The organism is Streptomyces orinoci (genome assembly GCF_003121295.1).
Classification (GTDB): Bacteria; Actinomycetota; Actinomycetes; order Streptomycetales; family Streptomycetaceae; genus Streptomyces; species Streptomyces orinoci.
The window spans coordinates 1,722,280-1,737,252 of record NZ_PHNC01000031.1 but is presented as its reverse complement, the minus strand read 5'-3'; the positions used below and the strand labels follow the sequence as shown (position 1 = coordinate 1,737,252).

The 14,973-nt window shown below is 71.2% G+C and carries 10 protein-coding genes; 2 read left to right on the top strand and 8 right to left on the bottom strand.

Annotated features, from left to right (window positions below; genetic code table 11):
• Positions 1-49: 49 nt before the first annotated feature.
• The 6 genes from serA to CV755_RS30245 form a co-directional block, all read right to left on the bottom strand.
• Positions 50-1,654 (bottom strand): phosphoglycerate dehydrogenase, encoded by a 1,605-nt coding sequence (serA, locus tag CV755_RS30270; protein WP_109283426.1) that lies wholly within the window; start codon positions 1,652-1,654, stop codon positions 50-52.
• Positions 1,655-1,885: 231 nt separating this feature from the next.
• A complete protein-coding gene (ilvC, locus tag CV755_RS30265) occupies positions 1,886-2,887 on the bottom strand; it encodes a ketol-acid reductoisomerase (RefSeq protein WP_109283425.1) in 1,002 nt (333 codons plus the stop codon).
• A gap of 133 nt (positions 2,888-3,020) precedes the next feature.
• A complete protein-coding gene (gene ilvN, locus CV755_RS30260) occupies positions 3,021-3,545 on the bottom strand; it encodes an acetolactate synthase small subunit (RefSeq protein ID WP_109283424.1) in 525 nt (174 codons plus the stop codon).
• A gap of 21 nt (positions 3,546-3,566) precedes the next feature.
• Entirely contained in the window at positions 3,567-5,447 is a 1,881-nt protein-coding gene (locus CV755_RS30255; protein ID WP_109283423.1) for an acetolactate synthase large subunit, read from the bottom strand.
• A gap of 247 nt (positions 5,448-5,694) precedes the next feature.
• Positions 5,695-8,607, bottom strand: coding sequence for a putative bifunctional diguanylate cyclase/phosphodiesterase (locus CV755_RS30250; RefSeq protein WP_422070614.1), 2,913 nt, complete (start codon positions 8,605-8,607; stop codon positions 5,695-5,697).
• A gap of 307 nt (positions 8,608-8,914) precedes the next feature.
• The gene (locus CV755_RS30245) at positions 8,915-9,892 is read right to left on the bottom strand and encodes a 2-hydroxyacid dehydrogenase (protein ID WP_109283422.1); all 978 of its coding nucleotides are present in this window, start codon (positions 9,890-9,892) and stop codon (positions 8,915-8,917) included.
• 84 nt (positions 9,893-9,976) lie between these two features.
• On the opposite strand from CV755_RS30245, the gene CV755_RS30240 reads away from it, so the two are divergent.
• Complete coding sequence (locus CV755_RS30240; RefSeq protein WP_109283421.1) at positions 9,977-10,969, top strand: aldo/keto reductase; 993 nt, start codon at positions 9,977-9,979, stop codon at positions 10,967-10,969.
• 102 nt (positions 10,970-11,071) lie between these two features.
• On the opposite strand, the gene CV755_RS30235 is transcribed toward CV755_RS30240, so the two are convergent.
• The gene (locus CV755_RS30235; protein WP_109283636.1) at positions 11,072-11,665 is read right to left on the bottom strand and encodes a DUF4865 family protein; all 594 of its coding nucleotides are present in this window, start codon (positions 11,663-11,665) and stop codon (positions 11,072-11,074) included.
• 131 nt (positions 11,666-11,796) lie between these two features.
• Here CV755_RS30235 and CV755_RS35245 point away from each other — a divergent pair, with 131 nt between their 5' ends.
• A complete protein-coding gene (locus CV755_RS35245; protein ID WP_164503325.1) occupies positions 11,797-11,961 on the top strand; it encodes a DUF6191 domain-containing protein in 165 nt (54 codons plus the stop codon).
• Here the strand turns inward: CV755_RS35245 and CV755_RS30230 are convergent.
• On the bottom strand, positions 11,939-14,962 hold the full coding sequence (locus CV755_RS30230) for a helix-turn-helix transcriptional regulator (protein WP_422070613.1): 3,024 nt from the start codon (positions 14,960-14,962) through the stop codon (positions 11,939-11,941). The genes CV755_RS35245 and CV755_RS30230 overlap by 23 nt on opposite strands.
• Positions 14,963-14,973: the final 11 nt, after the last annotated feature.

Here is a 14,973-nt window from a genome sequence, read left to right as displayed (position 1 = left end):
TGGCCCGCCGTTGCCGCCTGTGGCGAGCCGCTCGCCCGTGCCGTGCGGGTCAGTCGGTCAGGTTCACCGCCCGGGCCGAGGCCGCGCCGATCTCCTCGGCGATCTCGGCCAGTACGGGGGTCCCGATGGACTCGTCCACCGTCAGGGCCACCAGCGCCTCGCCGCCCTCGACGGCCCGCGACACCTGCATCCCGGCGATGTTGATGCCCGCCTCGCCGAGGATCCGGCCGACCGTGCCGACCACGCCGGGGCGGTCGCCATAGCGCAGGAAGGCCATATGGTCGGCCAGGGCGAGGTCCACATCGTGCTCGCCCACCGCGACGATCTTCTGGAGGTGCTTGGGGCCGGCCAGGGTGCCGGAGATGGCGACCTCGTCACCGCCGGACAGGGTGCCGCGCACGGTGACCACATTGCGGTGGTCGGTGGATTCCGAGCCGGTGGTCAGGCGTACCTCCACCCCGCGCTCCTGGGCGAACAGCGGGGCGTTCACATAGGAGACCGTCTCATCGACGATGTCCTCGAACACGCCCTTGAGCGCGGAGAGTTCGAGCACCTTGACATCGTGCTGGGTGATCTCGCCGTACACCTCGACGTCCAGGCGGACCGCCACCTCGCCGGCCAGCGCGGTGAAGATCCGGCCCAGCTTCTCGGCCAGCGGCAGCGCGGGCTTGACGTCCTCGGCGATGACCCCGCCCTGCACATTGACGGCGTCCGGCACCAGTTCACCGGCCAGCGCCAGCCGGACGGACTTGGCGACCGCGATGCCCGCCTTCTCCTGGGCCTCGCCGGTGGAGGCGCCCAGGTGCGGGGTGGCCACCACATTGTCGAACTCGAACAGCGGGGAGTCGGTGCAGGGTTCGGAGGCGTAGACATCCAGGCCGGCGCCCGCGACCCGGCCCTCCTTGAGCGCCGAGGCCAGCGCGGCCTCGTCCACGATGCCGCCCCGGGCGGCGTTGACGATACGGACCGAGGGCTTGACCTTGTGCAGTGCCTCGTCGCCGATCAGCCCCAGGGTCTCCGGGGTCTTGGGCAGATGGACGGTGATGAAGTCGGAGGTCTCCAGCAGCTCGTCCAGCGAAAGCAGCCGCACTCCCATCTGCGCGGCACGCGCGGGCTGGACATAGGGGTCATAGGCCACCACCTTCATGCCGAAGGCGGACATCCGCTGGGCCACCAGCACCCCGATGCGGCCCAGGCCCACAACTCCCAGGGTTTTCTCGGAGAGTTCCACGCCGGTGTACTTCGACCGCTTCCACTCGCCGTTCTTCAGCGCGGAGTTGGCCTGCGGGATATTGCGGGCGGTGGCGATCAGCAGGCCACAGGCCAGCTCGGCGGCGGTGACGATATTGGAGGTCGGGGCATTGACCACCATCACACCGGCCTTGGTGGCGGCGGAGACATCCACATTGTCCAGGCCCACTCCGGCCCGGGCGATCACCCGCAGCCGCTTGGCGGCGGCAATGGCCTCGGCGTCAACCCGGGTGGCCGAGCGCACCAGGATGGCATCGACGTCGGCGATGGCGGGCAGCAGCTCCGCCCGGTCGGCTCCATTGCAGTGCCGGATGTCGAAGTCGGGGCCGAGGGCGTCCACGGTGGCGGGGGACAGCTCTTCGGCGATGAGTACGACGGGCTTACGGGTCGAAGCAGTGCTCACGTGGGGTCCTCACTGGTCCATGGCGGACGGCCGTCCCGACGGCCGCAGGCGGTGAAGGGGGCGCAGCCGCGTGGAAGACGCACGACGCTGTGAGCCTGACGCGCTTTGTTGCGGAGAAGTCTATCGGCGGACGGGCGTCTGTCTTCCGCCTTCGCGGAAGGATCACGAGGCCGGCTTCTTCCGGAATGGACAGCGGGCCGCGGCGAGTGCCGCGGCCCGTTGCCCCTGTCCTTACTCCTTGTCGTCCACCCAGCTCATCAGCTTGCGGAGCTTCTTGCCGGTGGTCTCCAGCAGGTGGTCGCCGTCGGCCTTCTTGTACTCGTTGTACTTGGGCAGGCCGTCCTGGTACTCCTTCATCCAGTTCTTGGCGAAGGTGCCGTCCTGGATCTCGCCGAGGACCTTCTTCATCTCGGCCTTGGTCTGCTCGGTGACGATCCGCGGGCCGGTGACATAGTCGCCCCACTCGGCGGTCTCCGAGACCGACCAGCGCATCTTCTCCAGGCCGCCCTCGTACATCAGGTCCACGATCAGCTTGAGCTCGTGCAGGCACTCGAAGTAGGCGATCTCCGGCTGGTAGCCGGCCTCGACCAGGGTCTCGAAGCCCGCCTTGACCAGCGCCGAGGCGCCGCCGCAGAGCACCGCCTGCTCGCCGAAGAGGTCGGTCTCGGTCTCCTCGGTGAAGGTGGTCTTGATGACCCCGGCCCGGGTGCCGCCGATGGCCTTGGCGTAGGACAGGGCGAGGGCGAAGGCGCCGCCGGTGGCGTCCTGTTCGACGGCCGCGATGCAGGGCACGCCGCGGCCCTCCTCGTACTGGCGGCGCACCAGGTGGCCCGGGCCCTTGGGGGCGACCATGCAGACGTCCACGCCGGCCGGGGGCTTGATGAAGCCGAAGCGGATGTTGAAGCCATGGCCGAAGAACAGGGCGTCGCCGTCCTTGAGGTGGTCCTTGACGGACTCCTCGTAGACCTTGGCCTGGATGGGGTCCGGCACCAGGATCATGATCACGTCGGCCTCGGCGGCGGCCTCGGCGGGGGTGACCACGCGCAGGCCCTGCTCCTCGGCCTTCACCTTGGACTTGGAGCCCTCGGGCAGGCCCACCCGGACATCCACGCCCGAGTCGCGCAGCGAGAGCGCATGGGCGTGGCCCTGGCTGCCATAGCCCAGGACGGCAACCTTGCGGCGCTGGATGAGGGAGAGGTCGGCGTCGTTGTCGTAGAAGAGCTCGGCGGCCACGTGAGGTGTCTCCTTGTTCGCGGGTGTACGTCCCACCGTATGACGGGCGGGACGGGGAAGGTTGGCGGGTCCGGGTTTTACGGTCGTCACACGCATCCCGGAGGGGTCGTCGGACGCGTACCCAGACGGGTCGTCAGGCGGACCGGTCCAGGGCGCGCAGACTGCGGTCGGTGATGGAGCGGGCGCCGCGGCCGATGGCGATGGTGCCGGACTGGACCAGTTCCTTGATGCCGAAGGGTTCCAGCATCCGGAGCATGGCGCCCAGCTTGTCGCCACTGCCGGTGGCCTCGATGGTGACGGCCTCCGGGGAGACGTCCACGGTCTTGGCCCGGAAGAGCTTGACGATCTCGACGATCTGGGAGCGGGTCTCGTTGTCGGCCCGGACCTTCACCAGAACGAGTTCGCGCTGGACCGCGGTGGCGTCCTCCAGCTCGACGATCTTCAGCACATTGACCAGCTTGTTGAGCTGTTTGGTGACCTGTTCCAGCGGCAGTGACTCGACGTTGACCACGATGGTGATCCGGGAGATGTCGGGGTGTTCGGTGACCCCGACGGCCAGTGAGTCGATGTTGAAGCCGCGGCGGGAGAACAGGGCGGCGATCCGGGCGAGGATGCCCGGGGTGTTCTCCACCAGAACGGAGAGGGTGTGCTTGGTCATGGGTCTTACGCTCTCCTGCTCTCAGTCGTCGGCGACGTCGTCGAAGTCGGGGCGGACGCCCCGGGCGGCGAGGATCTCGTCATTGGAGGTGCCGGCGGCCACCATCGGCCAGACCATGGCGTCCTGGTGGACGATGAAGTCCACCACCACGGGGCGGTCGTTGATGGCGTTGGCCTGCTCGATGACGGCGTCCAGCTGGGACGGGTCCTCGCAGCGCAGGCCCACACAGCCCATGGCCTCGGCGAGTTTGACGAAGTCGGGGATGCGGGTGCCGGGGCAGGGCGCCTTGCCGTTGCCGGTGGCGGAGCCGCCCTTGAGCACCTCGGGGCCGGTGTGCAGCACGGTGTTGGAGTAGCGCTCGTTGTAGAACAGCGTCTGCCACTGGCGCACCATGCCCAGCGCCCCGTTGTTGATGATGGCGACCTTGATGGGGATGTCATTGAGCGCACAGGTGACCAGTTCCTGGTTGGTCATCTGGAAGCAGCCGTCACCGTCGATGGCCCACACGGTACGGTCCGGCATCCCGGTCCTGGCGCCCATGGCGGCCGGGACGGCATAGCCCATGGTGCCCGCGCCCCCGGAGTTGAGCCAGGTGGCGGGGCGCTCATGGTCGATGAAGTGGGCGGCCCACATCTGGTGTTGGCCCACCCCGGCCGCGTAGATCGTTCCCTCCGGGGCGAGTTGGCCGATGCGCTGGATGACCTGCTGCGGGGACAGGGTGCCGTCCGCGGGCTGTTCGTAGCCCAAGGGGTAGGTGCGGCACCACCGGTTGAGGTCGTCCCACCAGGCGGCGTGGTCGCCGGCATGCCCCGCGGCATGCTCGGCCTGGACCGCCACGATCAGATCGGCCAGCACCTCCCGGGCGTCACCGACGATGGGCACATCGGCGGCCCGGTTCTTGCCGATCTCGGCGGGGTCGATATCGGCGTGCACCACCTTGGCGTGCGGGGCGAAGGAGTCCAGTTTGCCGGTGACCCGGTCGTCGAAGCGGGCGCCCAGGGCCACGATCAGATCGCACTTCTGCAGCGCGGTGACCGCGGTGACCGAGCCGTGCATGCCCGGCATGCCGATGTGCTGGGGGTGGCTGTCGGGGAAGGCGCCCAGTGCCATCAGGGTGGTGGTCACCGGGGCGCCGGTCAGTTCGGCGAAGACCCTCAGCTCGTCGGTGGCCCCGGCCTTGAGCACCCCGCCGCCCACATAGAGCACCGGGCGCCGGGCCTGGGTGATCAGCTTGGCGGCCTCCCGGATCTGTTTGGCGTGCGGCTTGGTGACGGGCCGGTAGCCGGGCAGATCGGTCTGCGGCGGCCAGACAAAGGTGGTACGGGCCTGCAGGGCGTCCTTGGCGATGTCCACCAGCACCGGCCCGGGGCGGCCGGTGGAGGCGACATGGAAGGCCTCGGCGATGGTTCTGGGGATCTCGGCCGGGTCGGTGACCAGCCAGTTGTGCTTGGTGATCGGCATGGTGATGCCGCAGATGTCCGCCTCCTGGAAGGCGTCCGTGCCGATCGACTTGGAGGAGACCTGGCCGGTGATGGCCACCACCGGCACGGAGTCCATATGCGCGTCGGCGATGGGGGTGACCAGATTGGTGGCGCCCGGGCCCGAAGTGGCCATGCACACCCCGACCTTGCCGGTGGCCTGTGCGTATCCGGTGGCGGCATGGCCCGCGCCCTGCTCATGGCGGACCAGGATGTGGCGGACCCTGGCGGAGTCCATCATCGGGTCGTAGGCGGGGAGGATGGCCCCGCCCGGGATGCCGAAGACGGTGTCGGCCCCTACCTCTTCCAGCGAGCGGATCAGTGACTGCGCGCCCGTGACGTTCTGCTCGACAATGGTGGGCTGCTGCGCCGCGCCGCGGGTGCGCGGCTGCGGATGGTGGGCTCCGGTGGCCTGCTCGGTCATCGACGTTCTCTTCTCGGAGATCGACTGCTGTTGATGGTTGCTGGTTCGGAACTGCGGCGTACGGTTCTTGGGCGGTCGGTGGGGTGCCGGTGCAACAAAAAACCCCTCGTGCCATCAGGCAAGCGAGGGGAGCGCGCCGGTGCGTTCAGCAGGCGTTGACGGGTGGCCTGCTTCAGCCGACGCGCTGTCCAAGTACGAGAATTCGGGTGCGCATGGCACTGACCCTCCCTCCGGTGCATGCGAGGTGTCAAGTGGGTGGGACGGGCGTCTCATTATTTGAGCGCAATGGAGCATGTGACAGCGCGGCGGGCCCGCCCACCGCCACCGTACGCACCGGCAGCGCGCCGCCCACCAGCACCCGCTTGGCGCCCTCGGACGCCTCCTTGGGCACCGGGTAGCAGCCCCGGTCCAGGGCCTGGCGCAGCCGCTGCTCGTCCAGCGCCCCGGAGAAGGCCAGGCCCTGGCCATGGGTGCAGCCCATGGCGCGCAGGGCACGGGCCTGCTCCGGGTCGTCCACGCCCTCGGCCACCGATTGCAGGCCCAGGTCACCGGCGATCCTCAGCAGCCCCGCGGTGATCTTGTGCAGCCTGGCCGATTCCACCACCCCGTCCACCAGGGTGCGGTCCAGCCGCAGTACGTCCACGGGCAGCCGGCGCAGGGCGCTCATGGCGCCGAAGCCGGTGCCGAAGCCGTCCAGGGCAACCCGGGCGCCGAACCTGCGGAGCGAGACCAGCCGGCGCTCCAGCTCGTCCAGCGGCGCCCGGAGGTCCTCGCCGGTGAGCTCCAGCACCAGTGAGCCGGCGGGCAGGGCGTGGCGCAGCAGCAGGGACTCCAGGTGCTTGGGCGGCAGTGACTTGTCCAGCAGCCGGCCGGCGGAGAGGCGGACATAGACCGGGACGCCGTGGCCGGTGCGGCGGCGCCGGGAGGCCTGCTCCAGGGCGTTCTCCAGGGTCCAGCGGGCCAGCTCGGCGCCCGGGGCGTCCTCGCGGGAGCGGCCGCCCTCGGGGTCGCGGCGGGTTTCGGACATGCACAGGAACTCGTCCGGGGTGAACAGGATGCCCTGCGGCGAGCGCCAGCGGGCCTGGGCGGCCAGCGCGGTGATCCGTCCGGTGGCCAGCTCGACCACCGGCTGGTGCAGCAGGGCGAACTCCCCCTCGTGCAGGGCGGTGCGCAGCCGGCCGGCCATCCCGGCGCGGCGGACCACATCGGCCTGCATCTGCGGGGCGTAGAGCTCCACCCGGCCCTTTCCGGCCTGTTTGGCGCGGTACATGGCCAGGTCGGCGTTGCGCATCAGGGTGCCCGGGGTGATGCCGGGCTCGGCGAAGGCGACGCCGATGCTGGCGGCGACCCGGACCTCGGTGCCTCCTTCCACCACATAGGGCTGGGAGAGGGTGACCCGCAGCCGCTCGGCGACCTCCCGGATGCGGCGCTCACGGGCGGCCGGGTCGCGGGTGCCGTCGCCGAGGATCAGCGCCGCGAACTCGTCGCCGCCGAAGCGGGCGGTGGAGTCCCCGGCCCGTACCGACTCCTGGAGCCGGCGGGCGGCCTGCACCAGCAGTTCGTCCCCGGCCTGGTGGCCGACGGTGTCATTGACGGCCTTGAAGCCGTCCAGGTCGATGAAGAGCACGGCGGTGCCCGCGTCGGTCACTCTGCGGCCGGTGAGGGCCTGCTGGACGCGCCTGGTGAACAGGGCGCGGTTGGGCAGGTCGGTGAGCGGGTCGTGCTCGGCGGTGTGCTGCAACTGGGCCTGGAGTCGCACCCGTTCGGTGACATCACGGCTGTTGAAGATGAGGCCGCCGTGATGGCGGTTGACGGTGGACTCCACATTGAGCCACTCGCCGTCGCCGGAGCGGAAGCGGCATTCGATGCGGGTGGTGGGCTCCTCGGCGGGCGGTGCGGCCAGGAAGCGGCGCACCTCGTGGACCACCCGGCCCAGGTCCTCGGGGTGGATCAGGGAGGCGAGTTCGGAGCCGACCAGTTCTTCGGCGTCGCGTCCGTAGACCCCGGCGGCGGCGGGGCTGACATAGCGGAGTATCCCGGTGGGCGCGGCGATCATGATGACATCGCTGGAGCCCTGCACCAGGGAGCGGAAGTGGTTCTCCTTCTGGGCGAGTTCCTGGGTGAGGGAGATGTTGTCCAGCAGCATGATGCCCTGGCGGACCACCAGGGCCAGCACCACGGTGCAGCCGGTGAACAGCACCACCCGGTCCACCCGGTGGCCGTCCAGCACGTTGTAGAGGATGCCCAGGGTGCAGACGGCGGCGGCCAGATACGGGGTGAGGGCGGCCAGCGAGCCGGCGATGGGGCGGGTGGGCTGGGCGGCGCCACGGCCCTCGCCGCGCGGGCTGCCGCTCTCCTCGCGGGCCACCCAGGGCGCGTAGGCCATCAGCATGTAGCCCGCGAACCAGCCGGCGTCCAGGATCTGGCCGGAGCGGTAGTTCTCGCGCAGCAGGGGTGAGGTGAACAGGGCGTCGCACAGGACGGTCAGGGCGAGCGCGGCGATGGCGGTGTTGATCGCCGAGCGGTTGGCGGAGGAGCGGCGGAAGTGCAGCGCCAGCACCATGGACACCAGCACGATGTCCAGCAGCGGATAGGCCAGGTTGAGCGCGGCGTGCGCCACCGTCTCGCCCTCGAAGTGGGCGGTGTGGGCCAGCGCCAGGCTCCAGGAGAGGGTCAGCAGCGAGCCGCCGATCAGCCAGGAGTCCAGCCCCAGGCAGACCCAGCCGGCCCGGGTGACCGGGCGGCGGGCCAGCACCAGCAGGCCGATGATGGCGGGCGGCGCGAAGAGCAGGAAGCAGAAGTCGGCCGGGGAGGGACTGGGCACGTGGCGGCCCAGGACCACCTCGTACCAGCCCCAGACCGCGTTGCCGAAGCCGGCCATCCCGGAGGAGGCGGCGAACAGCAGCCAGGCGGGCCGGAAGCGGGTGCTGTGCGTACGCGCGTACCAGAAGCAGGAGGCGGCGGCCAGCCCGGCCGCGCCGCTGAGGCCGAAGTCGCCCATGGCCAGGGCGAGTTCGGACGAGCCCCAGCCGAAGGCGGCGCCGGTGGCATAGCCGCCGCAGACCAGGGCGAGCAGCAGCTGGGAGAACATACCGGCGCTGCCGGCCGGCCCCTGGGCGGGTGACCGGCGGCGGGGCAGGGCCGCTCCGGGGGCGCTCACCGTGCCGCCGTCCTGAGCCAGGCGATCCACGGGAGCCACAGCAGCAGGGTCGCCGTGCAGTGGACTCGCCGCCGGTGCGCAAGTGGCCGGTGCATGAGCCGCGTCGGGTTGATCGTCCATTGGCCGTGCATCGCCCGTCGCCCCCCTTGAGTGCCGGTACTTCGCTGCGCCTTTCCATGCGCGGCGCAGCCCCCGGTCCGGACGATACACCAGAGTGGTCACTCAGGGACATAGCTCATATACATAGCGTAACTAGCTAACGGAATATGGACACGCTGTGCAGCCGAACGGTACCTCTACGTTGCTTTCAGCTGGCACTGGCTACGACATTCAACGGCGGCTCGTCCAGCATGAATCTGGCCAGCTGGCCTCGAATCAGCGCCTGGGCACGGGGGGTGAAGGCCGAGGAGGCGCCGCCCACATGAGGGGTGATCAGCACGCCGGGGGCGGTCCACAACGGGTGGTCCGGGGGCAGGGGTTCGGGGTCGGTGACGTCAAGTGCCGCGCGCAGACGGCCGGTCCGCAGCTCGGCGAGGAGCGCGCCGGTGTCCACCACCGCCCCGCGCGCCACATTGACCAGCAGCGCCCCGTCCTTCATCCGGGCCAGGTTGGCGGCGCCCATCAGGCCACGGGTCTCCTCGGTGAGCGGCGCCACCAGGATCACCACATCCGCCTCGGGAAGCAGCCGGGGCAGTTCGGTGACCGGGTGCACCGGGCCGCGCAGGGTCGTGCGCGGGGAGCGCGCGACGCGCGCCACCCGGGCGCACTCAAAGGGCGCGAGCCGGTCTTCGATGGCACTGCCGATCGAACCGTAGCCGACGATGAGTACGGACTTGTCGGCGAGCGCCGGCTGGAAGCCCGGGCGCCACTCCCCCGCTCCCTGCGCCCGGGAGAAACCCGGGATGTCCCTGAGCGAGGCCAGGGTGAGGGCCAGGGCCAGCTCCGCGGTGCTGGCGTCGTGCAGGCCCCGGGCGTTGCACAGCACGGCACCCGGCGGCAGCAGCGGCAGGGCGGGCAGCAGATGGTCCACTCCGGCGGTCAGCGCCTGCACCACCCGCAGATTGCGCATCAGCGGCAGCGGACGGGCGCACACCTCCGGCCCGTGCAGCCGGCCATGGGCGGCATAGGGCACCGCGTAGAACACACACCGTCCGGGGTCGGCCGGGTAGTCGTCCTCGCCGTTCCAGTAGGCGTACTCCAGGCCGCCGGGCAGCTCCCCGAGCTCCTCCAGAGGCAGGGGCAGCCAGGCCATGGGGCGGTCGGCACCGCTGTGATCTGCAGTCATGCCAGGAGGCTATGCGAAAGGGCGGTGCGCCAGAGGTTAAGTTGGGGGAGCGCCGATCAGCAGGGCACGGGAGGGAAACGGCCGGTGGAGCGCAGGAGAATCGGTGCCACGGCGCTCGAAGTGGGGGCAATCGGCCTGGGCTGTATGCCCATGCACTGGGCCTACACCGCCTCCCAGCAGAGCGGCGAGGGCGCACTGCGCACCGTGCACGCGGCGCTGGACGCGGGAGTCAGCCTGCTGGACACCGCGGATATGTACGGGCCGTTCACCAACGAGCTACTGGTGGGGCGGGTGTTGCGCCAGCGGCGGTCGGAGGCGTTTGTCTCCACCAAGTGCGGGCTGCTGGTGGGCGAACAGCACATAGTGGCCAACGGCCGCCCCGGGTATGTCAAGAGGGCCTGTGATGCCTCGCTGCGGCGGCTGCAGACCGATGTGATCGACCTCTACCAGCTGCACCGGCCCGACCCGGAGGTGCCGGTGGAGGAGACCTGGGGCGCCATGGCGGAACTGGTGGCCGCCGGGAAGGTACGGGCCCTGGGGTGGTGCGCGATCGGCGCCCGCACCCAGCGGCGCTCCGGCGCGGGGCTCTATGACGCCACGGTCCGCCAACTGGAGCGGGTGCAACAGGTGTTCCCGGTGAGCTGTGTGCAGGCCGAGTTGTCGGTGTGGTCACGGGAGGCGCTGGACACCCTGGTGCCCTGGTGTGCCTCGCGGGGGGTGGGGCTGCTGGCCGCGATGCCTCTGGGGAACGGTTTCCTCAGTGGCACCCTCACCCCCGGCCAGGGCTTTGAGCCGGAGGACATCCGGGCCCGGCACCCCCGGTTCACCGCCGAGATGATGGCGGCCAACCAGCCGATAGTGGCCGGGCTGCGCCGGGTCGGCCGGCGCCATGGCGCCACCGCGGCGCAGGTGGCGCTGGCCTGGGTGCTGGCCCAGGGGCGGCATGTGGTGCCGGTGCCGGGCACCAAGAAGGCCCAGTGGGCGGTGCAGAACGCTGCCGCTGCGGAACTTCGGCTGGGGGAGGAGGATTTGGCGGAGATAGCCGCCTTGCCCAGGGCGCTGGGGTCGTGGGACTGAGCACAGGGCGCTCCATGGGAACTGCAGCACTTCACCTGCGGACCGCTGTGGCCGTTCGCGCCCACGCGGCGGAGCCGCATGATGCAGCTCGCCCCGCGCCCCTCAGGCGCCCGGCAGCGCGTCCAGGTGGGGTGCGGACAGGTGGAGCACCTCATAACGCTCGGTGGCGTCCTCGTCCGCGGGGGCGGCGTCCTCCCACAGCGTGAAGCGCAGCAGCTGCCAGTGCCGGGGGTCGAAGGCGAGCGCCGTGGTGTGCACCCCCTCGCGCCCGGCGGTGGAGTGCAGCCGGGCGGTCTCCTCCTCGAACAGCGCGGCCAGGCCGTCCGGATCGGCGAACTCCGGCAGGGTTGTCAGCCGCCGGGTGGCGGCCCGCGGTACGGCAGCCCGGGCGGGGCCGGGGAGGGCGGCCAGCCCGGTCCAGTGGTGGACGGCGGGACGCCCGAACGAACCGATGATGCGCTGGAATCCGCCGCCGCCGACCAGGAAGTCCGCCATGGGGCCGGTCTCCTGCCAGAGATAGAACGGCGCGTACTGGTTGACCGGTGAGCCCTCCCGGCCGTTCTCCCGGATCAGGTACGCCTTGAGGCCGAGCCCGGCGCGGTCGTCCAGCAGATGGGCGGCGGCGGCCACCCGTTGCCGGATGACGTCCATGGCGTAGTCGGCGGGCAGGGTGATCTCGTACTGCATCGCATACACGGTGGGCATGGCCTTTCGTCCGGTCCGCGGGCTGGTGCCGTTGATCGTCCGACCACTGTACATACCAATAGGTACAGAGAAAAGTGTCTGCCGCGTACAATGGAAAGCCGGGACCACTCAGGGGAGTTGGGATGTTCGACGCGTTGGAGGACCTGTTCGCCCCCGGCCGCAAGCACACCCGGGATGAGCGCGATCGGCATGAGCTGTGCCTGGATGACGTGGGCGACGCCGATCCCGGCCGAGGCCCGGTGGACCTCGACTCGGGTCAGGTGGTCATACGCCTTCGGCAGGGCTGAACAGCCGCAGCCGGTATGCGGTGGCGGCCGCCTCGCCACGGCCCGAAGCGCCCAGCTTGGCCAGGATGTTGGAGACATGCACGCTGGCCGTCTTGGGTGAGATGAACAGTTCCTCGGCTATCTGCCGGTTGCTGCGGCCCTGCGCCACCAGGCGCAGCACATCGCGCTCGCGCGGGGTCAGGCCCAGCGCCTCGGCGCCCGACCCGGCGGCAGCGGTGGGGCGTTGCGGCGGCGTCAGCGGCAACCGGGCGCGGCGGGCCAGGAGTTCGGCGGCCTCCCGCAGCGGGCGGGCACCCAGCCGGACGGCGGTGGCATGGACCTCCGGCAGCAGTTCGGCGGCCCGTTCGACGCCGCCCGCTCCCCCGGTCGTCAGCAGCGCCTCGGCCCAGCGGTGGCGCACCCGGGCCAGGTCATAGGGGCGGTCGGTCAGTTCGAAGGCGGCCACCGTCTCGGCCCAGCGGTCCGGCTCCCACTGGCCTTCGGCGCGCAGCAGTTCGGCGTCCAGGAAGGCCCCATACGCCTGCCAGAGCGGGACGATCCGGGGCAGCTTCTTGGCCGCGGTACGGATCCGGGCGAGGATCTCCGCCCGGCCGGGCTCTGCGGCAGGCAGGCCGCGGGCGTCCGCCTCCGCCCCGGCCGCGGCGATCAGCAGCGGCCAGCCGCTCCGCTGGGTGCCCGGGGGCAGCCCGGCGTCCAGGATCCCGGTCAGGGCGGTCCGGGCGTCGGCCAGTTGCCCGCGGGCAGCGGCCAGTTCCAGGGTGGTGTGGGCGAGCGGGATGACGATCTGCGGCTGGGGATCCTCCACCCCATGGTGCTCGCGCACCGCCGCCAGCTGCCGCTCGGCCTGGGCGAGATCGCCGCGGGCCAGGGCCAGCCGGGCCAGGCTGTGCGCGCCGAAGCCGCTGGGCTTGCGGCCCTGGGCCAGCCGCAGCACCTCCGGGACCACTTGCTCGACCTCCGTCCAACGCCCCAGCGACAAGAGCGATTTGGCCTTGTTGGACAGCGCCCAGGCCTTGGAGTCCCGCAGACCGTAGCGGTCCAGCAGCGCGAGGGCCCCGTCCACCACCGCCACCGCCTCGGCGGAGCGGCCCACGCCCTCCAGCGCGGAGGAGAGGTTGACATGGCAGCGCCCTATGACGGGGACGTACCCCAGCTCCACCACCCGGGCGCGCACCGCGCGCATCTCGGCCAGCCCGCCCTCCACATCACCGGAGTCGATCCGCAGCCCGGCCAGCGTCAGCCGGGCGTTGAGCCCGGTGCCCTCGGCCCCCACCAGGCGGGCCAGCTCCACGGCGCGCTCGGCCAGCTGATAGCTGTCCGGGCCGGGCGTGTGCACCGCGCTCCAGGCGGCGGCCTGGCCGATCACCTCGGCGTGCACCGGGGACGGCGGCAGGCCGCGTACCAGCTCCTGGGCCCGGATGATCTCGGCCGAGCCGTCGGTGCGCACCAGGCCCTCCATCAGCTTGCTGCGCTGGGTCCAGAACCAGGCGGCGCGAAGGGGGTCCTTGGTCTCGTCCAGCATCTTCAGCGCCTTTTTGCAGACGGCCAGGGCGCGTTCGCGTTCGCCGGACATGATGGCGGCGGTGACCATCTCGGCCAGCAGGTCCAGCAGGCTCAGGGCCTCGTCGGCGCAGCCGCAGGCCGGGTAGGCGTCGGCGGCGTCGAAGGGCCGCTGCCGGTCCCGCTCTTCGGCCGGGACGTCCTCCCACAGCTCCAGGGCCCGCTCCAGCAGCCGCAGTTGTTCGGCGTAGGCGTAGCGGCGGCGGGCCCGGACGGAGGCTGCCAGCACCGCGGGCAGCGCCTTGACGGGCTCATGGGCGTGGTACCAGTAGGTGGCCAGCCGGGCGGCCAGCTCATCGGCCCGCAGCAGGGCCGGTTCGGCCTCAAGGGCCTGGGCGTAGCGGCGGTTGAGGCGGGAGCGCTCCCCGGGCAGCAGGTCGTCGGTGACCGCCTCACGGACCAGGGCGTGCCGGAAGCGGTAGCCGTCGCCGTCCAGGGCGGGCAGCAGGATGCCGGCGCCGACGGCCTGGCGCAGGGCGGCTATCAGCTCGTCCTCACCCAGACCGCAGACCGCGCGGAGCAGCTGGTACTCCACCGCCAGCCCGCCCTCGGCGGCGAACCGCACCACCTGCTGGGTGTCCTCCGCCAGCGCCTCCACCCGGACCAGCAGCAGATCGCGCAGCGAGGTGCTGAGGCCGGAGGTGCAGCCCTCGGCGATGGCGGTGGCCAGTTCCTCGACGAAGAAGGCGTTGCCGTCGGAACGGGCGAAGACCCGGTCCAGCAGCGCGTCATCGGGCACGGAGCCGCTGATTCCGGTGAGTTGGGCGCCGACTTCGGCCCGGGTGAAGCGGGACAGTTCGATTCGGACGAGGCTGCGCATCCGGTCCAGTTCGGCGAGGAAGGGGCGCAGTGGGTGGCGGCGGTGGATGTCATCGGAGCGGTAGGAGGCGATGATGACCAGGCGGCCGGTGTGCAGGGAACGCAGCAGATAGGCGAGCAGTTCGCGAGTGGAGCGGTCGGCCCAGTGCAGGTCCTCGACGACGAGCACCAGGGTGCGCTCGGCGGTGAGCCGCTCCAGCATCCGGGCGGTGAGCTCGAAGAGCCGGGCGCGGCCGTCCTCGTCGTGTGACTCCCGGGTGGTTTCGCCCAGTTCGGGCAGCAGCCGGGCGAGCTCGCCCTCCTGGCCGGCGGCGGCCAGCGCCAACTCCCCGCCCAGTTGGCGGTGCAGGGCGCGCAGGGCGGTGGAGACGGGGGCGAAGGGCAGGCCCTCGCACCCGATCTCCACACAGCCGCCCACCGCGGTGACGGCTCCGGCCCCGGTGGCGGCGGTGAGGAACTCCTCGATCAGGCGCGTCTTGCCGACGCCTGCCTCACCGCCGATGAGCAGGGCCTGCGGCTCGCCCCCGGCGGCGCGGGCCAGGGCGTCGGTGAGGATGCCGAGTTCCTCGGCGCGTCCGATGAATACGGGGCTCACGGAGTTCTTGTGCACGTCGCCGAGGATGGCACAGGGCT

Bases quoted from the DNA above. Each gene is read 5' to 3' on its own strand.
- CV755_RS30245 (WP_109283422.1), bottom strand. From the start codon at position 9,892: ATGACTGCAGATCACAGCGGTGCCGACCGCCCCATGGCCTGGCTGCCC.
- CV755_RS35245 (WP_164503325.1), top strand. From the start codon at position 11,797: ATGTTCGACGCGTTGGAGGACCTGTTCGCCCCCGGCCGCAAGCACACC.
- CV755_RS30255 (WP_109283423.1), bottom strand. From the start codon at position 5,447: ATGACCGAGCAGGCCACCGGAGCCCACCATCCGCAGCCGCGCACCCGC.
- ilvN (WP_109283424.1), bottom strand. From the start codon at position 3,545: ATGACCAAGCACACCCTCTCCGTTCTGGTGGAGAACACCCCGGGCATC.